A 19,895-nucleotide genomic window follows, 5' to 3' on the forward strand; every position below is an offset into this window, starting at 1 on the left:
CCCCTCCGCCCGGCCTGCGTGAATTCCGAGCCCCTCGCTGAAGCCCTCCCTTATCCCCCGGCCTACGGCTTCTCGGTGATCAAATAGGTGCTCGACGGATTGATCACCACCGGAGGCGGAATCTTCCATCCTCCCGGTTGCTCGATGTCATAGCCCCTTGGGAATGTCTGGGCGGCCCAACGGTGCGCGAAGACCTCCATCGCCTGCTTGGAGTCCTGAACCCGGGCCACGCCGGCGCGAGTGTCGTAAATCGTCAGGAGATGTTTCCCGGCCCCCAGCTTCTCATGGGTGAGGCTCATCCCGTTCGGAGCGCTCACCCGTGGGCCCGCGGCCTTCTCCGGACCCACGCATGATATCAAAGGAAGAGCACAACTTGACAGAACCGGCAGCAGAACAAAACGCATATGAACACTTGAAGCGCACCGGCGACTCTACTGCAAGCCGAACACTACCGCTTCTCCCCGGCCTTCGCCCAGATTACGTGGTGGACCCGGAGCATGCTCTCCGACTCCGCTTCCGCGCGTTTCGACTTTAATTGCTTCAGCAAAGTCTCCGCCGATTCGAAGTCGTCCTTCGCGTTCACATATCCGGCCCCGCTAGGGTCCTCCGTCGGTGTCTGGCTACCTTGTGGAACGATCGCGGACTGCCGGATAATCTGCGCGAGCAGCTTCCGCTTGTCCGCCACCGCGCCGGTTTGCTCCGCGATCGTCTTGTCCAGCTCCTCGAAGTGAGCCGCCGGGCGCGCCACCTCGAACTGCTGGAGGACACAAGCCGCCGTGTTGGCCATGATCGCGGCCATCACCGGCGATTCATCGCTCGCCGTGATTTTGCCGTCCTTGCCGCGGAGCGATAGCTCCAGCACCGAGGCCAACCGAGCGGATGCCTCCTCCGGTTCGAGTTCCCAAGCAGTTGTCAGCGCCAGGCGGGCGGTGATCTCCTCAAGCGCCTTAGGCTTCTTGGCGAGTTCCAGGAAGTCCCGCAGGGCTGCCTCATCCTGACCGGCCGCGTTCTCCAGCTTCACCGTGGCGGTCGCTTTGAATGGCTCTCCAAAGACGGTTTGCGAACCGAGCGCCAGGATCGCAAAGAGAAGACAGCTCCGTTTCATGATGGTGATGAGTTCGCCCGCAGCCTTGGCAGAAGTCAATCTCACCGAGTTGACGATTTATTAACTCAATCCCTCCTTCGTCATGCCGGATGCCCGCACGAGTCGCTAGCCGCCCACCGCCTTCACGATCGCGTCGAACACCCCCTCGGCCCGCGTCACTGGCACCGGCGATCCGATGATCAACGGCTGCTCGCCCGGCTCCACTTTGTCCCGACCGTGCGAGCCTTTCACCAGCCCGGCATCCAGCGGGATCACATCCAGCAGACCACGGAAGCCCAGCTTCTTCTTCAGCAGGAATTTCGCGATCTTCAGCTTCGGGTTCGCGATCTTCGGGTCGATGAAAAGCTCCACCGGATCATATCCCGGCTTGCGGTGGATATCCACGCAGCGCGCGAAGTCCGGAGCCTTCGCATCGTCTTCCCAATAGTAGTAGGTGAACCAGGCATCGGGCTCGGAGATCGCGATCAGGTCGCCACCCCGTTCCACACCGATGCCCCGTCCCCATATCTCCTCCGTAGCCCGCACTTCATCGATCCCGGGAGTGTCTTCCAAGAGCTTGCGGACAGCGGGCAGGAGAGCGCGATCGTTCACATACACATGGGCCATCTGGTGGTCCGCCACGGCGAATACCTTGCTGCCTCCCGCGTCCAGCGTCTCCAGCCCCAGCTCATCCTTTAATTGGATCCACCCCTGCTTGCGGAAGATGCGGTTGAGATGGATTGCGCGTGTGACCTTGGAGATGCCGTATTCGGAAACGATCATCACCTTCACCCCGCGGGATTCGAGGTGATCGATCAGCTCGCCCGCCACCCGGTCGATCGCCGCCAATTCCGGCGCGATCTCCGGCGCACCGGGCCCGAACTTCTGCAGGCAGTAGTCCAGATGCGGCAGGTAAACGAGGCTCAGCGTCGGCTTCTCCCGGTCCTCGGTCCACTTCGCAGCCGCGGCGATCCACTCCGAGCAGGCGATCCCCGCGCCCGGACCCCAGAAGCTGGGGAAGGGGAACTCGCCCAGATCGGCCTTCACCTTCTCGCGCAGGTCCATCGGCTGCGTGTGGATGTCGAATACCTTGCGCCCGTCCGCCGGATACATCGGTCGCGGCGTCATCGCGATGTCCGCGCTGGAATACATGTTGTACCACCAAAAGAGCTTCGCGCAGGTGAAGCCCGGGTGCTGGGCCCGAAGCTGCTCCCAGACCTTCTCCCCGCGCACCAGGTGATTGCTCTGCTTCCAGAAGCGGACTTCCGCGCTCTCTCGATCATACCAGCCGTTTGCCACGATCCCGTGCTTCCCCGGATCGCTGCCGGTCAGCATGGATGACTGCGCCGTGCAGGTCACCGCGGGGAAGGCAGGCGGGAAGGACTGCATCCCCTGCTTCTGCGCGAAGGCGGTGAGCCGCGGCGTTTCCGTCCCCAGCAGGGAAGGGGAGAGTCCCACCACATTGATGACCGCCACGCGCTGCATGCGGCGGAGTCTTCCAGTGCTTCAGGCGGCTGGCAATCCCCGGGGAGGTCGACCGAAATTGTCACCGCGCTTTGAATGACCTTCGCGGGTTGCTGCGTTCTCAATCCCCGCCCCATGCGTCCGGTTCTCCGTCCTTTGCTCATCCTTGCCCTCCTTTCCATCCCGGTCGTTTCCGGGCAGACGATCTTTGCGCCCAAGGCTGCCGGGCAAGCGGAGCCCGCCTGGCAGCCGCTCTATCAGGGCATCGACTACCGCTTGGACGAATTGAGCCAGCCGCGCGTGCTCCGCATCCACAGCGCCCGCATCGATACCAAGGCTCCGGGCATCCGCCTCTTCGCCACCCCCGGAAATGGCGACAAACCGGGAGAGGTGGACGGGCGCCGGACCGCGAGCTTCCTGAAGGAGTTCGATCTGGAGCTCGCCATCAATGGCACCGGCTTCCAGCCCATCACCGCAGAGGGCAAGCCCGTCGAGGTCCTGGGCCTGTCCGTCTCCGATGGCAAGGTGGTGAGCGAGCTCGATCCGGAGAGAGGGAACCCGGTCCTGCTCATCACCGCCCGCAATGAGGCGCACATCTTCTCCGGTCCACTGAAACAGCAGGATCTGCGGGCAGCCCATCAGGCCATGCAGGGCTGGTATGGGAAGAATGGCCTGCTGCTGGACAAGGGCCGGGTGCTCACCAAGAGCGTCGATATCCATCCCCGGACCGCCGCCGGCGTCTCGGAAGATGGCCGCTACCTCTACCTCGTCGTGGCGGATGGCCGCCAACCCGGCCTCAGCGAGGGAATGACGCTGGTCGAGCTGGCTGCGTGGATGAAACAGCTCGGCTGCAAGGATGCGCTGAATCTCGATGGCGGCGGCTCCACCACCATGGTGACCAAGAATCCCGACGCCTCACCCAAGATCCTGAATTCCCCCTCCGGCGGCTTACAGCGGAGCGTGGCGAATCATCTGGGCGTGCACGCGGAACCGCTCCCGAGCGCCCCCTGAGCGGATTTCCTGCGGTCTCCATTTCAAAAAACCGAATGTTCCTGCGTTCTGGTGCCTCGGGAATGCTTAAAAATCCGTAAGTCGTTGGTCGAAGCTTTCATTTCGTGACGGCAGGGCCAAAATCCGCGCCGACATGAAGCTTTTCGGCACCGACGGTATCCGCGGCAAAGCGAACGAATTTCCCATCACCCCGGAGGTCGCCCTCCGAGCGGGTAAGGCGGTGGCGCAGGTGCTCCGCTCCTCCGGCCACAACCGCAATCGCGTGGTGATCGGCAAGGACACCCGCATTTCCGGCTACATGCTGGAAACCGCTCTGACCTCCGGTTTGGTCTCGATGGGCATGGACGTGCTGCTCCCCGGCCCGCTGCCAACCCCGGCGATCGCCCACCTCACGAAGTCGATGGGCTGCGCCGCCGGCATCATGCTGACGGCTTCCCACAATCCCTATGAGGACAACGGCCTGAAAATCTTCGGCCCGGATGGCTACAAGCTCTCCGACGCGCTGGAGGAAATCATCGAGCGCCACATCCTCGGCGATGAGCCGGAGCCGCGGGCCATGTCCCCGGAGAAAATCGGCAAGGCCTACCGCATCGATGACGCCCGCGGTCGCTACATCGAATTTGCGAAGCACACCGCCGACAACATCTCCCTGCACGGGCTGAAGATCGTGGTCGATTGCGGCCACGGCGCGGCCTACTTTATCGCCCCGCTCATCTTCAAGGAGCTGGGCGCGGAAGTGATCAAGCACGGCTGCGAGCCGGATGGTATCAACATCAACGACAAGTGCGGCGCTCTCTACCCACAGACCGCCGGGGAACTCGTCCGCCAGCACGGTGCCGATCTCGGTATCTCCTTCGATGGCGATGCCGACCGCGTGATCTTCACCGATGCCACCGGCACACCCGTCTCCGGCGACCGCATCCTCGCGCTCGCGGCGATTTCGCTGAAGGAACAGGGCCGCCTCCGCGGCAACAAGATGGCCTGCACCGTCATGAGCAATCTCGGCCTGCACGAGGCCATGCGCCGTTCGGGCATCGAGGTGCTCACCACTGCTGTCGGCGACCGCCACGTGATCGAGTCGCTCCGCAGCAACAGTGGCTCCTTCGGTGGCGAGAACTCCGGCCACCTCATCTTCGCCGATCACGCCACCACCGGCGATGGCATCCTCAGCGCGCTGCAGGTCCTGCGCGTGATGAAGGAGAAGAAGGCCACCCTCGCCGAGCTCGCCGCCTGCATGCGCGAGTTCCCGCAGGAACTGGTGAACCTGAAGGTCGCCGCCAAGCCTCCGCTCTCCAGCCTCCCCGGCATCCAGAAGCTCATCAAGGAAGCCGACGAAACCTTCGGCGACGCCGGCCGTCAGCTCATCCGCTACTCCGGCACGGAGAACAAGATCCGCATCCTCGTCGAACACCGTGATGCCGATGCCGTCCACCAGTGGGTGGAGAAGTTCACCGCCGCGGTGAAGGAGGACATTGGGGTGCCAGCGTGATCCTCCGATAAAGGCGTCCCTGCATGATCAAGAGGCTCATCTCCTTTTTCGCTGGCGACCGCTCCGCACGAGGCGGAGTTTTGGTCACCAGTGATCAGGAGCATGACGAAGTCTTCAAGCGGGCGACCGATCTGATCTCTCCTTTGACGAAGATGCATGGTAGGCAGGACTCATTTCCCGAAGGTCGGCGGCAATCGTTGTTCTCGGGGATCGCCGATCTGCATGCCGTGACAGCTTACAACCCGCAAAATTGGGCCGCCTTCTGGTTCAAGGGCAAAGCGTATCAAGCTCTGGGAAACAAGGATGCTGCCAAGCGGGAGTTCCAAGCCTCTTTCGCTCTGGAGAAACAGAATCCTGACGTAGCCAGAGAATATGGAATCTCGTGCTCGGAATTGGGACTTGTGGATGAGGCGGTGTTGGCTGCGAAACATGCTTTGGAACTGAAGCCTGAAGATGCTGGACTGAAGGCAAACCTTGCTTTGGCGCTCCTGCTTGCGGGCAAGATCTCCGACGCGAAGGAAACCATTGCTGAATCGTTGAAGGCTTCTCCTTATGATCCCATCTCGAAGTCTGTCGAACGTGTGATCGGCGAAGTCATCTCCGGAAAGAGGAAGCAGCCTCGGTTCGTGGCGGATCTTGAGCGTTCGTGCTGATAGAAGTCTTTCTCGAATAAACGAACTCAGATGCCCCTCTTCGCCACCCGCCCCATCGATGATTTCCCCATTGGGAATGTCCTGCTGCGTGATCATCACACGGCCCTGAAGATCGATGGCCTGCACACACATCCGCATGCGTGGTTGTCGGCGCTCGATGTCGCCTTTCTCTCGGCCAATGGAACGCGGACCTTGGTAGACGAACAGCAGGTGCCGCTTGCCTGGTTCGGGGATGACGCGGATCTCTCCAACGCGGTGGTCGCGAGCAGTTCCTTCCTCATTGTCCACCCTTGGGACCTCATCCGCGCGAACGAATTGCATGTCGCCTCCCTCACCGAGTCGCGTATCGAGGGCTCCGTCCACCCGAATGCCGTCATCGAAGGCACGATTCACCTCGGCCCCGGCTCGCGCATCCTCCCCGGCGTCTTCATCGAGGGCAACGTCGTCATTGGCGCGAACACCAAGATCGGCCCGAACTGCTACATCCGCGGCTCCACTTCCATCGGCGACAAGTGCCATGTGGGAAATGCCGTGGAGATCAAGAACTCGATCCTCCTCTCCGGCACCAATGTCGGTCACCTCAGCTACGTCGGGGATTCTGTCCTCGGCGAGAAGGTGAACTTCGGCGCGGGCACCATCACCTCGAACCTCCGCCATGATGGCGCGAACCACCGCAGCGAAGTGGAAGGCGTGCTCGTCGATACCGGCCGCCGCAAGTTCGGCTGCATCGTCGGCGATGGCGTCCACACCGGCATCAACACCTCCATCTACCCCGGCCGGAAACTCTGGCCCCGCACCAGCACCCGCCCGGGCGACATCGTCCAGCGCGACCTCATGTCCTAGATCGCAGATGGGAGATGGTGGATGGCAGATAAAAGGCCTCCATCAGCTCCGCTGCTTCTCGAATCTACTATCTTCCATCTACCACCTACCATCTCTCCATGTGCGGAATCGTCGGATACATCGGTAAAGCCTCCGCCCCCAGCGTCCTCATCAGCGGCCTGCGCCGTCTCGAATACCGCGGCTATGATTCTGCCGGCATGGCCATCCTCGAGGACGGCTCGGTCGTCGTCAGCAAGGCTCCGGGCAAGGTCGCCGCACTGAACGACAAGGCTCACGCCGATTGGCCGGTCGAGCGCTTCACTCGCTCCTCCACCGGAATCGCCCACACCCGCTGGGCCACCCACGGTCCGCCGACCGAGGCGAATGCTCACCCGCACCTCGATGAGTCCGGCGACATCGCCCTCGTCCACAACGGCATCATCGAGAACTACCGCGCCCTCCGCACCCGCCTCGAAGCCAAGGGCCACCACTTCTACTCCGAGACCGATACCGAAGTGCTCGCCCACCTCATTGGCGACCGCAACAAGGGCGATCTCTTCCAAGCCGTCTGCGATGCCCTCAGCCAAGTCGAAGGAACCTTCGGCATTGCAGTGATTTCCGCGAAGGAACCGGGCAAGATCATCACCGCCCGCCGCGGCAGCCCGATCGTGATCGGGGTGGGGGAGGGCGAAACCATCGTCGCCTCGGATGCTTCCGCCATCATCGCCCACACCCGCCAGGTGATCTACCTAGAGGACAACGACATCGCCGTGGTCACCGCCGATCACGTCGATATCCGCGACCTCCATCAGGTTCCCGTCACCCGCGAGGTGAATGAGCTTGGCTTCGACGCCGCTGCGGCGGAGAAGGGCGGCTTCGATCACTTCATGCTGAAGGAAATCCACGAACAGCCGGATTCCCTTCGCAACGCCATCCGCGGCCGTCTCGACTTCAATCTCGGCTCCTCCGTGCTCTCCGGCATGGGCACCTCGCCGCGCGATCTCGCGGAGATCCAGCGCGTGGTCTTCGTCGGCTGCGGCACCTCTCTGCACGCCGGCCTCGTCGGCGAGTACGCCATCGAGGATATGGCCGACATCCACTCGGAGGTCCAGCAGGCCGCCGAGTTCCGCTACCGGAATCCCATCATCGGCAGCCGCGATCTCGTCGTCGCCATCTCGCAATCCGGCGAAACCGCCGACACCCTTGCTGCTGTCCGCGAGGCGAACCAAAAGGGCGCCTTCGTCATGGGGCTCTGCAATGTGGTCGGCTCCACGATTGCCCGTGAAACCGGACGCGGCGTTTACCTGCATGCCGGACCGGAAATCTCCGTCGCCTCCACCAAGGCCTTCACCTGCCAAGTCGCCGTCATGCTGATGATGGCCCTCAAGCTCGGCCGCGGCCGCCGCTTCTCCCGCGAGGAGGGCATGAAGTTCGCCCGCGAGATCGAGTCGATCCCCGCCTTGGTCGAAAAGGTCATCGCCCAGAGCGACACCATCGCCGCCATCGCCGCTCGCTACGCACAGAACGAGCACGCCTTCTTCATCGGTCGCGGCCCGCAGTATCCGGTCGCCCTCGAAGGCGCGCTGAAGCTGAAGGAGATCTCATACATCCACGCTGAGGGCTACCACGCCGCCGAGCTCAAGCACGGCCCCATCGCCCTGCTCACCGAAGGCACGCCGGTCATCGCCCTGGCCAATGACATCCCCGGCAAGGACAAGACCCTCGGCAATGTCGAGGAGTGCCGCGCCCGCGGCGCCCGCATCCTCGGCATCATCACCGAGGGCGATCACGAAGCCGCCGAAGTCATGGACGACGTGATCGAGGTTCCTGCTTGCCATCCGCTCGTCAGCACCATCCCTACAGCCGTCGCCCTCCAGCTCCTCGCCTACCACATCGCGAACGAGCGCGGCTGCGAAATCGACCAACCCCGCAACCTCGCGAAGAGCGTAACCGTGGAATAAGTCTCGTGCGACACCCATCGTATCCCCCCCGGGAGCGCGGACTTTAGTCCGCCCCTGCACCGGGATGCATCCGTGTCGTCCAGCGTAATCCCCACCAGCCTCCCTTCACTCTCCTCCCCGTCCGGAAATTGGTAACTGGTCATTGGTAATTCCCGAAGAGCTCAACGCTTCTCCGCCTCGATCCGGTGCTGTCGTGCCTGAAGGATTTCGCGGCGGCTCAACAGACCGTAAAGAACCGACGGACCCTCGGCCGCCACCACCGGAAGACGCCCGATCTCATGATGAATCATCCGGTCGGCCGCATCGGAGAGGGATTCGTGGGGGTGCGCCACCACCGGTCGTTCCACGACCGCTTCTAGGACGCTCGAATCCGGCGCCACTTGCACCGCGGCCAGCACGTCCGCCCGGCTGATCACACCGAGCAGGATTCCCGCTTCATCCACGATCGGGAAAAGTCGCGCCGTGCTCCAAGGTTCCTCGGTTCCGCTGATGCGTTCGGCCAGGCGCGAAACCGTGATCGTTCGTGAAATCGTCAGCGGTTGCTTCAGCATCGCTTCCTCCACCGTGAAGCCGTGCAGGATATCCGGCTCGTAGTCGGAAGGAACCTTCACACCTTTGCGCGCCAGCTTCTCCGTCATCATCGACTCATGCATCGCCAGGCGCGAGACCAGCACGGCGATGGCGCAGCCTAAGAGAAGCAGTCCGAAGGCGGCGCTGGAGTGCGTTGCCTCGAAGCCGAAAGCCACCGAGGTCAACAGTGCTCGCGACACGCCCGCGAAGATTGCCGCCATCCCGACCAGCGCACCGATCCCTACCGGCATACCCTCGAATCCCGGCACCGCATGCAGCAGGTGAACCGTGAGCGCGCCGCAAACTCCGCCCAGCGTCATCACCGGTGCCAGCGTTCCTCCCGCCGTACCGCTGCCCAGGCAGATCGACCAGGATAGGAACTTCAACAGCGCCAGCGTGGCCAGGGCACCGAGCGCCATCTCCCCGGACAAGAGTTCCCGCAGATTGTGATAGCCGGGTCCAAGCGTGCGCGGATCGATCCAGCCGATGAAGCCCACGGCGAGGCCGCCGAGCGCCGGCCACCACATCCAATGGACCGGAAGCCTCTCGTAAAGATCCTCGATCGCGTGCAGCGCCCAAGTGATGAATACGGATGCTCCGCCCGCCGCGAGTCCGATCAGCACCGAGCCCCCGGAGAGGACGGGGCCCGGTGCCTCAACCGATACCAAGGGAAGCATGGGAAAGGGCTCATGGAAAAGTGCGCGCAGGCCCATCGCGCTGCCTGCGGCAATCGCCACCGGGATCAAGCTGCGGCCGCGGAACTCGAAAAGCAGCAGCTCGATTGCCAGCAAGACCCCCGCGAGCGGGGTGCCAAAGACGGCGGTCATCCCTGCCGCCGCTCCTGCCGCCAGAAGGATCTTCCGCTCCACCGTGCTGCTGGGGATGACCTGGCCGAAGAGCGAGCTCACCGCTCCGTCGGTCGCGATGATCGGGCCTTCCGCCCCGAAGGGCCCGCCGGTGCCGATCGAGATGGCCGTGGAGAGCGGCTTGAGGATCGCCACCTTCAGGGAGATCCGGCTGCGCTTCTCGATCACCCCCTGCATGGCCTCGGGAATCCCGTGGCCGCGCACCTCCGCACTGCCGAAGCGCGCGATCATCCCGATGATCAAACCGCCCGCACAGGGAACCAGAATGCCCCATGCCCCCAGCGTGGAGAAATCCGCGGACCCTTCGTGCGTGGATATCCTGCCGTGGAAGCTGAGGTTGGTGATCAGCCAGATCAGCTTCAGCAGGCCGATTCCCGCGATGGCGACGACGGCTCCAACGAGGGCTGCCAACAAGGGCAGCCGGATGGTATCGGCATTCCCTTTTATGACGCTTCGCCCGCGTCCAAGCTCGGGAACAGGGCCATGATCTCCGGGCTGAGTTGTTTCAATTCCGCCCGATGAACCCGGGTCAGGATCTCCAGCTTGGCCTTGCCTTCCTCCGTCAGTGTCAGGCACAGGGCCCGGCCATCGTCCGGAGATTGAACCCGCAGGATCAGTCCGGAACTTTCCAACCGCTGCGCCAGTTCTACCGCCGTGTTGTGCTTGATCTTCAAGCGTTCCGACAGCCGCCGAACCGTCGCGTTGCCGCCCGGGCTGGCACGGATCACGAGCAGCGCTTGGTGCTGCTGAGGTGTCAGCCCTTCTCGCGCGGCGGCGCTTTCGCTGAATTCCAGGAAACACCGCAGGGCATAGCGGAAATCCGCCAGGCGCTGGTAATCGGAGTCCGAAAGTTTTCGGGTTCGGGCAGGCATCCGGCGCTTGCAATGTATCGTAACACGATACATTGCAAGCCCGGCTTTCCCGTGAACCCGAGCAACCGCGACCCATTTCGTTTCAAATTCCCCGTCGCCTGGCTCGGTATCGAGCTCAGCGCCGTCAGCAAGCGCGAGAAGCTCATCTCGCTGCTCGGGGGCTTCCTTGCCATCCTCTTCCTGATCCTCATCAGCGAGAAGACCCTCCACCTCCCTCATGCCAGCGGCCTCATCGCTTCCATGGGGGCGAGCGCCGTCCTTCTCTTCGCCGTCCCGCACGGCCAACTCTCCCAGCCTTGGCCGGTCCTCGGCGGCCATTGCCTCGCCGCCGCCATCGGCGTCACCTGCGCCAAATGGATCCCAACGCCCGCCCTCGCCGGGGCCTGCGCCGTTGGCATGAGCATCGGAATAATGCATGAGCTAAAATGCATACATCCGCCCGGCGGCGCCACCGCCCTCACCGCCGTCCTCGGCGGCCCCGCCATCCACGACCTGGGCTACAACTTCGTTTTCTGCCCCGTCTTCGCGAACTGCCTCGTGATGCTCGGCGTCGCCGTCTTCTTCAACTCCTTCTTCAGCTGGCGCCGCTACCCTGCCGCCTTCAATCGCCGCGCCGTCCGGACAATTCCGAAAACCCCGGCCCCCTCGCACGAAGAAGTCATCGCCGCCCTGAAGCAACTCGATTCCTTCGTGGACATCTCGGAGAAGGATCTCGTCCGCTTGGTCCAGATTCTCGATGATTCCAAGCTAGGCTCCTAGGCAAGCTCAGCGCGAGATCCCGCGCTTTGAACACTCGATGAACTCGATCAGGTGCTTCACCGGCGCATGACTCGCCGGGCGGTCGGCCTTGAGCGAACTGAGTGCGGTGGCCAGATTCCCGTCCTTTTTCAAGAACAGCTTCTTGTAAGCGGACTTCAGCGCCTTGATGTCGTCCTCGTCGAAGCCGCGGCGCTGCAGGCCCACCTGATTCAGCCCGCGGGTGGCACCCGGATTGCCATCCACGATCATGTAGGGCGGTACATCCTGCACAATCTTAGCGCAGCCGCCGATGATCGAATGGCAGCCGATTCGGCAGAATTGGTGGATCGCGGCGAGTCCGGAAACGATCGCATGGTCCTCCACCTCCACGTGCCCGCCGAGGGTTCCGTTGTTCGAGAGGATGATGTGATTCCCCACCTGGCAATCGTGCGCGACGTGCGAATAGCAGAGGAAAAGATTGTCCGAGCCGATCCGGGTCGGAATCTCCTCATGGGTACCGCGGTGAATGGTGCAGTTCTCGCGGAAGACATTCCGGTCGCCGATCTCCAGATGGGTCGGCTCACCGATGTATTTCAGATCCTGGGTTTTGCCTCCCACCGCGGCGAAGGGGAAAAACTCGTTGTCCCGACCGATCTTGCAGGGGCCGCCGATGACGACATGGGAGTGCAGGACGCAGCCATCGCCAAGCTCTACGCCGGCTTCGATCACGCAAAAAGGGCCGACGCGGACGTTCGCGCCGAGTTTGGCTTCCGGAGAAATGATCGCCGTCGGATGAATCACGGGCGGAATCACGAATCACTAGGCCCCGAATGGCGATAGTTTTTTGCGGCTGTGGGGGTTCCGGTGAAAACGGAAGGGGCGGGACAGATCTGAGGCGGGCCGGGCGTATTCGGGGCAAGTCCCAAGAATCGCTGCTCATGAACCCCGTAGAACCCGGCCCCGGCTTCGTCATCCGCCACCCACGGCTTTTCCTCGCCTTCTCCTTCTTGTTGCTGGCAGGGGTCTGGAGTACCCTGATCCTTGTGGCTGCGGCGGCGGGCGGTCGATGAGCGGCCCTCATCCAGCGGATGATTCTTCCGCTCCGGGCAGGCGGTTCGATCGCGGAGTTTAGCATAGGGACTGCTATTCCAGGGGGCAGTGCCACTGTTTCCTCCAGTTCTGTCGCGGCTGCTCAAGCAGCATCACGGTCCGCTCACGGCAGATCTGGTGCTGGAGCCGGGGAACTTCGGTCTTGGCCGTGTCCCTGCCCGGTTGAAGCCCGCCTCCGCAGTGACCTCGATTTGCGGCTACTGTGCTACCGGCTGCCAGCTCAAGCTGCACCTTGATGAGCAGGGCCGTGCCATCAATCTCAGCCCGCAGGCCGGGTATCCGGTGAATCTCGGCATGGCTTGCCCGAAGGGGTGGCAGGCGCTGGATCCGCTTGATTCTGCTGAACGCGCCACCGTCCCGCTGCTCCGCGATGAAACGGGAAAAATGCTCCGTGTCGGCTGGGCCGAGGCCTTGGAAACTTTCGCGAGCCGCTTCAAATCCCTCAAGGAACAGCACGGGCGGGAGTCGGTGGCATTTCTCTCGACCGGCCAGATCCCCTTCGAGGAGATGGCCTTCCTCGGCTGCCTCTTCAAGTTCGGCATGGGTTTCCTGCACGGCGATGCCAACACCCGCCAGTGCATGGCCACAGCGGTCACCGCCTACAAGCAGTCCTTCGGGTTCGATGCTCCGCCCTATTCCTATGCGGACTTCGAGGAAAGCGATGTGATCGTGCTGGTGGGCTCGAACCTCTGCATTGCCCATCCGATTCTCTGGCAGCGCGTCATGCGGAATCGCCGGAATCCACAGATCATCGTGATCGATCCGCGTGCCACGGAGACCGCTCAGGCGGCCACTCGCCACGTGATGTTGAAACCGAAGGGCGATCTCTCGCTACTCTATGCCTTGGCGCATTGCATCGTCCGCGATGGGCGCATCGATCCGGCCTCAATCGAACGCACCGAAGGTTTCGAGGAGTTCTCGGCTTTCTTGGCGGACTACTCGCCTTTAGCTGTAACAGAGCGCACGGGGATGAGCGTCGAGGAGATCGAGTCCTTGGCCCGGACCGTTTCCGAGCCCGGCAAGCGGGTCTCGTGGTGGTGGACCATGGGGGTGAACCAGTCCTACGAAGGTGTCCGCGCCGCTCAGGCGATGATCAATCTGGCGTTGATCACCGGGAATATCGGCAAGCCGGGCACCGGAGCGAACTCCATCACGGGGCAGTGCAATGCGATGGGATCGCGCTTGTTCTCAAATACGACATCTCTCGTAGGTGGGCACGACTTCGCCGTGCCGGAGCACCGGGCCAAGGTTGCAGCAGGCTTGGGCATTCCTGAAGAGAAGATCTCCTCCGAGCCATCACTGGCCTATGACCAGATCCTCGCCGCCGCCGAGGAGGGGAAGATCAAGGGGCTGTGGATCATCGCCACGAACCCTTTCCACTCATGGGTCGATAGTGGACGGCTCGCTGCGTTGAGGGAGAAGCTCGAGTTCCTTGTCGTGCAGGATATGTACTATACGACGGAGTCCGCCCGCGCTGCCGATCTCGTGCTGCCCGCCGCTGGCTGGGGAGAGAAGGATGGCTGCTTCATCAACTCGGAGCGCCGTGTCGGCACGCTGAAGAAGGTCCGTCAGGCACCGGGAATCGCGCTTTCGGATTTCCGTATTTTCCGTCTGATCGCAAGCGTTTGGGGCTGCGAGGATCTCTTCGTCCGCTGGACCGACCCGGAAGCAGCCTTCCGTTTGCTGCGCGATCTCACGCAGGGGCGGCCCTGTGACATTACCGGGATCGAGGGCTACGAGATGGTCGATGGCTTGGGCGGAGTCCAATGGCCTTATCCTGCGAGAGAAGACGGGGCTCCTACGCCTGCAAGCGAGCGCCGTCTTTTCGAGGATAGTGTTTTCTATACGCCGAGCGGAAAAGCAAAGCTGCTCTTCTCGCCTCCGGCCCCCATTCCCGAAGCGGTGGACCGGGAGTATCCCTACACCTTGCTCACCGGCCGTGGGACCAGCAGCCAGTGGCATACCCAGAGCCGGACAGGGAAGTCCGACATTCTGAGGAAACTCTATCCCCAGGACGCCTACGTGGAGATCAATCCGAAGGATGCCGCACGTTTGGGGGTGAAGGAGCATGACATGATCCGTGTCCGATCCCGTCGCGGAGAGCTGGAGGCCTCCGTCTACATCGCGCCCACGGTGAAACCCGGCGAACTCTTCCTTCCCATGCACTACCCGGAGGTGAACCGCCTCACCCATTCGTCTTTCGACCCGCATTCCCGGCAGCCGAACTACAAGGCCTGCGCGGTGACGCTGGAGAAAGTGCGCTGAAATTGAAAATTGAGCTTCGGTCCGGCCGGGGCGAGATTCCTGCCATGTCGTCCCGCGTCGTCATTCACGGCATCTATACTTCTCCCGGCCACAACTACTTCGGCCACCATGGGCAGGAGCCGTCGGCGCATGGCATCGTGGAGCACGAGTCGGTCGAACTGGTGGCGGGAAAGGGGATACCCGGCGACCGCTTCTTCGGCTGGAAGGATGCCTATAAAGGGCAAGTCACCTTCATCGACCGGCAGACCCTGGATGTGGTGCGGGAGTATACCGGTGATCCGGATCTCGATGCGTCCGTCTTCCGGCGCAATGTCGTGATCTCTGGAGCGGATCTGAATGCCCTTGTCGGAAAAACCTTCCGCCTCGGTGATGTCTTTCTCCAGGGCACCCAGAAGTGCGCCCCCTGCCACTGGATGGACACCGCCTGCGACAAAGCCAAGACGGAGAAGATCATGTTCAATCGGGGCGGCCTACGCTGCCGGATTCTGGAGAGCGGGAAGATCTCCCTGGGCGAGATGGATTTCGGTGAAGTCGAGGCTGCCGGGGTTTGATTCTCCTCCGCTTCAATCCGGCGAGTAACTCTTCCCGACCACGGTGCCGTTCGATATCGTGAGGAATATGCCCTCGCAGTTCGGCTCGCGCTTCCCCTCCGGATTCATGAAGAAGTAGAATCTGCCTTCATGCTCAAAGAGCTCGGGTGGCTTGCGCGAACCATCCGGAGCGTAGTGAAGATCCCTGAGGGTGAGCACCTGTTCCTTGCTCATGCCGGGCGAGATCGCGTTGTAGAACCGCTGGTAGGCGCGGAAGCGGGGGTCGAGGATGCCGGGGTTGATCATCGAGAGGAAAACCGCACAAGCCAACAGTAGTGGAATCGCGAGGCCTGCGCCAATTCGCGTCGCGCGGACCTTGCTGCGGAAGTAGACGAAACTCGCCATCAGAGTAAGGAGCAGGCAACTGCCAACGAGAGGCAGGCCGAATCGCACGAAGAAGTCCGGGGAAGGAGCGCTCATTTGGGTTCGGAAGGGAATTGGGGATTCTTCAGTCGGGATAGTAACCGAAGCCGCTGTCCTCGTGATACCAGTAGCTGATGCCGCGATCGTTGAGGTAGTAGCTGAGGAAGAGTTTGCCCTTGTTGAAGGAGTAGCTGATCTGCTTCTGGAGCTCGGGATGGCGGAAATTGTAGGCAGAGAGATCCGGGGGCATCTGTCCCTTCGTGCTTTTCATGGCATTCACATGAGCGACGATTGCGGTGACTTCCTCATGAAGCATTGCCCAGCGCCTGCTTTGATTCGCTTGCCAAAGAATCAATGATCCGCCGCAGAGGAGGGTAAGCCATGCTGCCATTGCGCGATTGGCCAGCCCCATCAGCAAGAGAGCGGAGACCCCTGCGACCGCTACCCGGTAGAAAAGCTGCATCACCTCGCCTTGGGTGTAGACAGTATTGTATTCCATGAGCGCGGCGGTTCCCGTGATCACCGCGCTCAGTGCAATCAACAAGGGCCAGGATGGAGCCGCCTTCTCCTCCCGTGGGCGAGGATCAGGCGGCTGCATGTTGCCTCCTTCTCCGCATCACTCCCGTCATTACGGAGATCATCACCAGCAGTGCGGAGGAGGGCTCGGGCACGCCGGGGATCTGCGGTGCATCCGTGGCGCTTACCGGTTCCAGCCCATGCTGCTTGAACTGCTCCATGGTCTCCAAGACCACGGCCCCCGAAACGCTGGTGACGAGTTGATACTTCGCCGCGGTGGCGGGCTTGTCGGTTTCCGGGAGCAGGGAGAGCTTGGACTCCACAGCCTCGATGGCCCAGTGGCGGGCGAGGTGATCCCAGACCGGTATGCCGATCTCGGTGGGGGCTTGCGGGCTGCGCTTCCAGTGCCAAGTCATCTGCTCGTGGTCTAGGCGCAGTAGACCCATGAAGGCGCTGAAGTCCTTGCGCGGGTCGAATAAGGCGGGGCCGCGGCGCAAGGCGCCGCTGGGCTGCAATGCCTCGGCGAGACGGTTGGGTCCGTTCTCCGCCATTACCGTGTGGATCACCGGTTGGCGCGTGCCGCGCTCGATCAGTTGTAGCAGTGCCTCGGGCTGCGAGAGGCCCGCTGCCTGTGGACCGTGGAGCCACACGATCTCATCCACCTCGCCGGACTTGGCCATGCGCACGGCTTCGCGCAGCGCGGGTTCGTTGTCGCGGCCGCCTTTGAAATCGTGGTTCTCCAACTCGGCCAGCTTCACCGGCGTGGCTTTATCGTCGGCCAGCAGGATGCGGAAGGCGTCGGCAGGGAGGTCGTTCTTCAGGCTCTCGATGATCCATGGTTTGGCCTTGGCCATCGAAGCGGAGCCATCGATGACGAGTAACACCTTTGCCGGTGGCATCCGGGTCGGTTTCGGCTCGCGGATGAGATAGCGCTCGTAGGCTGCCGCAAATTTATCCTCGCACCACACCGCAGCGGGAGGGGGCAGGTCGGTGATCCGGACCGCGGTCACGCCGCTCATGGCTCCATCCGGCTTGAGGCTGGCTGCGAGCGAGAAGCCGGGTCCATCTGCCACCGAGTTCCGCGGTTCGATACCGTTCGAGGCGAGGTTGAAGGAGGAGTCCGCCTGTAGCCATACGGAGTGCTCGAGCGAATCGGAGGTGCCGAAGTTGCGCTCGAGAATCCTTGGCAATTCCCATTGCCCCTGATCAAGCGGGGCGGTGATCCCGAAGCGGATCTTCATCTCGCCCTGCTGCGGCACGGGGAAGCATTGCACCAGGATGGTATCGGGGCCGGACATGGTGACCAGCACCGGATCGCGGCGTTGCACGACGGCGACCGACTTGTAGGCGGCCTTCACTTTCTCCACGGTATTGAAGGCTGCCTCGCGGGGTTCGCCATTCACCCAGAGGGTCAGGCGTGAGACCCGTCCGCCCCGCGGCATGAGCACCTGACAGCGTGCTTCCTTGGCGACGAGCCCGCTGTTCTTGAAAACCATGGTCCACTCGCCGTAGCCGAGTTGGGATCGAGCATCGATGTGTCCGTCGAAGCGGCTTTGCGCCATATCGAGATCCTTGACGCGGATCGCCACTTGGTCACCGCCGAGGTGTGCGTCAAAGTCCACTTCCCCGAAAGGGTTCTGGCCTCGGTTAAGAGTGCCGGGGCGAACAAAGCGAGGCGGCTTCTGGGAATTGAAGGGTTCCCCGGTGACGCGGAAGTAAAGCTCTTGGGCAAGCTCCGGGTTGGCATCCCAGCGGGTTTCCAAATCGAAGAGCTCGGCGGGGGCATTCCAGCCTCGGGCGATCCAGCCGGAGATATCGGTCGGGCCCGCGCTCCGCCAGCGGCTTTCGTAGCAAGCGAGCAGCAGGGTGCGCGGAGAGTGGAAGGATCGCAGCCTTTGCAAGGCTTCTTTTTTCTCTTTATCCCCCTCCTTGGCGGTGATCAGATTCGCCCGCGTCCAAAGCGCCGGGCCTTCCAGCAGGGTGAAGGCTACCAGCGCTATGCCGATACCGGCGAGACGGCCGCGGCGATAGGCCGAGGGATCGCCCGATGCGCCTCGCACCGCTCGCGAGATGCGGCAGGTGGTGATGCCCGCCATCACCGGCATGAGCGAGAGCAAGCCCATGCCGAAAAAGATGAGCGCGATTGCCGATGCTGGCAGCAGGGGGACAAAGAGCAGCGCGTAAAAGATGGAAACGAACACAGCGAAGCCGGTGGCGACACCCTTCCAACGCTCCGAACCACGCGGTGCACCTTTGAGCAACCACCAGTTGATCGCGGGGACGGAGAATACCATCGGCGTATGCCACCAAGTCGCGAGCGGATCGAAGAAGACGCCGCCACAAAAGGCCGCAGCGAGTTCGAAGAGGCTGATGGCAATCGGCAAGATCACGCCCCATACCCATGCTCCCCACGGCTGCCATGGCTTCGGAGGCTGGTTGCTATCGGGAGCTTTTGCCGGAGTCGGGGTCGGCTTGTAGGGCGTGGGCGGGCGGTAGCCGGCATCGAGATTCGAAAGGATGCCTTCCAGTTGCATCAGGCCGATGTTCTCGCCCGGTAGCTTTTCCGCTTCCTCGTGGATATGGCTACGGAGGTCGTCCTTCAGTTCATCGCCGTCCTCGCCGAAGAAGCCTTCGCGCCGGATACGTTCATCGAGATACTCGGTCAGCCGTTGCTCGGCTTGGTTGGTCCAAGTTTTCATGGGGAGACTTGAGGTTTGGCTTTCCGTGAATCTGTCGCGGGTTTCGGGAGCTGTGGTGAAGGCCCGGTGAATTCACCGAGACCGGCCACGCCCTTCGCCATATCGGCGAAGTAGCTCTGCATTTCTTCTCCCAGTGCGGTGCCTGCGGGAGTGAGGCGGTAGTATTTTCGCGCGGGGCCTTCGGTGGATTCCTCCAAGCGCGTGGTGACCAGTCCCTGTTTCTTCAGGCGCGAGAGCAGGGGGTAGATCGAGCCTTCCGCAACACCGATGCCGGGGATCGCCACGAGGGATTTCACCAGCGCGTAGCCGTAGCACTCACCTCCGGCGAGGGCCTTGAGAATGCAGAGGTCCAGCACGCCCTTGCGCATCTGGACGGTCCAGTTGTCGAAGAGTTCCCTGGCGTTGGAGTCGAGTTCGCTCACGGCTGTTCCTTGAATTCTTCCGGAAGGTAGGGCGGGGGAGTGGAGGCTTCGTCCTGCGTGAGGTTGAAGCTTCTGGGCTGCTTGTCGCCGCCGCTTAGATGAAGGGTTTTGCCGTCGCTACTGAAGCGGAGCTTGCAGCCGGACCAGTGGCTGGCCTCGTGGTCGATGTAGTGCCAGGTCCAATCGCCGCCGGGTTTCCGGGCGTGGAGGCGGACGGTGTAAAACTCGCCGCCATTCCAGCCGTTCCAGCTTTGGCTGACGACGCATTGGGTGCCGTCGGGGCTGGTGGCGTGCGCGATGAGGCCGCCTTGGTAGGGCCTTACCTCAAAGGCGATCAGGAGGGAGACGATGAGGAGGAAGGCATGCATTGCTAGAAATCCACTACCTTGCATCGCAAGGT

General features: G+C 62.4%; 20 protein-coding genes. 9 read left to right on the forward strand and 11 right to left on the reverse strand.

What is annotated here, in order from left to right:
• Positions 1-62: 62 nt before the first annotated feature.
• From OJ996_RS01250 to OJ996_RS01260, 3 genes are all read right to left on the reverse strand, one after another.
• Positions 63-299 (reverse strand): hypothetical protein, encoded by a 237-nt coding sequence (locus OJ996_RS01250; protein WP_264510337.1) that lies wholly within the window; start codon positions 297-299, stop codon positions 63-65.
• A gap of 149 nt (positions 300-448) precedes the next feature.
• The gene (locus OJ996_RS01255; RefSeq protein ID WP_264510339.1) at positions 449-1,150 is read right to left on the reverse strand and encodes a hypothetical protein; all 702 of its coding nucleotides are present in this window, start codon (positions 1,148-1,150) and stop codon (positions 449-451) included.
• A gap of 60 nt (positions 1,151-1,210) precedes the next feature.
• Positions 1,211-2,569: an alkaline phosphatase family protein gene (locus OJ996_RS01260; RefSeq protein ID WP_264510341.1), complete on the reverse strand. Its 1,359-nt coding sequence runs from the start codon at positions 2,567-2,569 to the stop codon at positions 1,211-1,213.
• A 114-nt stretch (positions 2,570-2,683) separates the two neighbouring features.
• Between OJ996_RS01260 and OJ996_RS01265 the strand changes: the two genes are divergently transcribed.
• The 5 genes from OJ996_RS01265 to glmS all read left to right on the forward strand — a co-directional run bounded on the left by OJ996_RS01265 (position 2,684) and on the right by glmS (position 8,484).
• A complete protein-coding gene (locus tag OJ996_RS01265) occupies positions 2,684-3,559 on the forward strand; it encodes a phosphodiester glycosidase family protein (protein ID WP_264510343.1) in 876 nt (291 codons plus the stop codon).
• Between the two features lie 133 nt (positions 3,560-3,692).
• Positions 3,693-5,048: a phosphoglucosamine mutase gene (gene glmM, locus OJ996_RS01270; protein WP_264510345.1), complete on the forward strand. Its 1,356-nt coding sequence runs from the start codon at positions 3,693-3,695 to the stop codon at positions 5,046-5,048.
• Positions 5,049-5,071: 23 nt separating this feature from the next.
• Positions 5,072-5,701, forward strand: a complete 630-nt coding sequence (locus tag OJ996_RS01275) for a tetratricopeptide repeat protein (RefSeq protein WP_264510347.1) — start codon at positions 5,072-5,074, stop codon at positions 5,699-5,701.
• 30 nt (positions 5,702-5,731) lie between these two features.
• The gene (locus OJ996_RS01280) at positions 5,732-6,544 is read left to right on the forward strand and encodes a hypothetical protein (RefSeq protein ID WP_264510349.1); all 813 of its coding nucleotides are present in this window, start codon (positions 5,732-5,734) and stop codon (positions 6,542-6,544) included.
• Positions 6,545-6,642: 98 nt separating this feature from the next.
• The gene (gene glmS, locus OJ996_RS01285) at positions 6,643-8,484 is read left to right on the forward strand and encodes a glutamine--fructose-6-phosphate transaminase (isomerizing) (RefSeq protein WP_264510351.1); all 1,842 of its coding nucleotides are present in this window, start codon (positions 6,643-6,645) and stop codon (positions 8,482-8,484) included.
• A 161-nt stretch (positions 8,485-8,645) separates the two neighbouring features.
• Here glmS and OJ996_RS01290 read toward each other — a convergent pair whose 3' ends face one another.
• Positions 8,646-10,331, reverse strand: coding sequence for a chloride channel protein (locus tag OJ996_RS01290; RefSeq protein ID WP_264510353.1), 1,686 nt, complete (start codon positions 10,329-10,331; stop codon positions 8,646-8,648).
• A 32-nt stretch (positions 10,332-10,363) separates the two neighbouring features.
• Complete coding sequence (locus OJ996_RS01295; protein ID WP_264510355.1) at positions 10,364-10,792, reverse strand: MarR family winged helix-turn-helix transcriptional regulator; 429 nt, start codon at positions 10,790-10,792, stop codon at positions 10,364-10,366.
• Positions 10,793-10,843: 51 nt separating this feature from the next.
• On the opposite strand from OJ996_RS01295, the gene OJ996_RS01300 reads away from it, so the two are divergent.
• A complete protein-coding gene (locus OJ996_RS01300) occupies positions 10,844-11,551 on the forward strand; it encodes an HPP family protein (protein ID WP_264510357.1) in 708 nt (235 codons plus the stop codon).
• 6 nt (positions 11,552-11,557) lie between these two features.
• On the opposite strand, the gene lpxA is transcribed toward OJ996_RS01300, so the two are convergent.
• Entirely contained in the window at positions 11,558-12,331 is a 774-nt protein-coding gene (lpxA, locus tag OJ996_RS01305; protein ID WP_264510359.1) for an acyl-ACP--UDP-N-acetylglucosamine O-acyltransferase, read from the reverse strand.
• Between the two features lie 137 nt (positions 12,332-12,468).
• On the opposite strand from lpxA, the gene OJ996_RS01310 reads away from it, so the two are divergent.
• From OJ996_RS01310 to OJ996_RS01320, 3 genes are all read left to right on the forward strand, one after another.
• Entirely contained in the window at positions 12,469-12,600 is a 132-nt protein-coding gene (locus OJ996_RS01310; protein ID WP_264510361.1) for a hypothetical protein, read from the forward strand.
• A gap of 88 nt (positions 12,601-12,688) precedes the next feature.
• The gene (locus OJ996_RS01315) at positions 12,689-14,905 is read left to right on the forward strand and encodes a molybdopterin oxidoreductase family protein (RefSeq protein WP_264510363.1); all 2,217 of its coding nucleotides are present in this window, start codon (positions 12,689-12,691) and stop codon (positions 14,903-14,905) included.
• Between the two features lie 44 nt (positions 14,906-14,949).
• On the forward strand, positions 14,950-15,456 hold the full coding sequence (locus OJ996_RS01320; protein WP_264510364.1) for an MOSC domain-containing protein: 507 nt from the start codon (positions 14,950-14,952) through the stop codon (positions 15,454-15,456).
• A 12-nt stretch (positions 15,457-15,468) separates the two neighbouring features.
• Here the strand turns inward: OJ996_RS01320 and OJ996_RS01325 are convergent, their stop codons facing one another.
• From OJ996_RS01325 to OJ996_RS01345, 5 genes are read right to left on the reverse strand one after another with little or no spacing between them, the layout of a single operon-like run.
• Positions 15,469-15,915: a hypothetical protein gene (locus tag OJ996_RS01325; RefSeq protein ID WP_264510366.1), complete on the reverse strand. Its 447-nt coding sequence runs from the start codon at positions 15,913-15,915 to the stop codon at positions 15,469-15,471.
• Between the two features lie 28 nt (positions 15,916-15,943).
• Positions 15,944-16,402, reverse strand: coding sequence for a hypothetical protein (locus OJ996_RS01330; RefSeq protein WP_264510368.1), 459 nt, complete (start codon positions 16,400-16,402; stop codon positions 15,944-15,946).
• A 40-nt stretch (positions 16,403-16,442) separates the two neighbouring features.
• On the reverse strand, positions 16,443-19,073 hold the full coding sequence (locus OJ996_RS01335; RefSeq protein ID WP_264510370.1) for a PEP-CTERM sorting domain-containing protein: 2,631 nt from the start codon (positions 19,071-19,073) through the stop codon (positions 16,443-16,445).
• Positions 19,070-19,495 carry a PadR family transcriptional regulator gene (locus tag OJ996_RS01340; RefSeq protein WP_264510371.1) on the reverse strand — a complete coding sequence of 142 codons (426 nt, stop codon included), beginning with the start codon at positions 19,493-19,495 and terminating at the stop codon, positions 19,070-19,072. The genes OJ996_RS01335 and OJ996_RS01340 overlap by 4 nt, the downstream gene beginning before the upstream one ends.
• Positions 19,492-19,863, reverse strand: a complete 372-nt coding sequence (locus tag OJ996_RS01345; RefSeq protein WP_264510373.1) for a hypothetical protein — start codon at positions 19,861-19,863, stop codon at positions 19,492-19,494. Before OJ996_RS01345 ends, OJ996_RS01340 begins: the two co-directional genes overlap by 4 nt.
• Positions 19,864-19,895 lie beyond the last annotated feature (32 nt).

Origin of the sequence: Luteolibacter rhizosphaerae, assembly GCF_025950095.1 — a bacterium.
GTDB classification, from domain to species: domain Bacteria; phylum Verrucomicrobiota; class Verrucomicrobiia; order Verrucomicrobiales; family Akkermansiaceae; genus Haloferula; species Haloferula rhizosphaerae.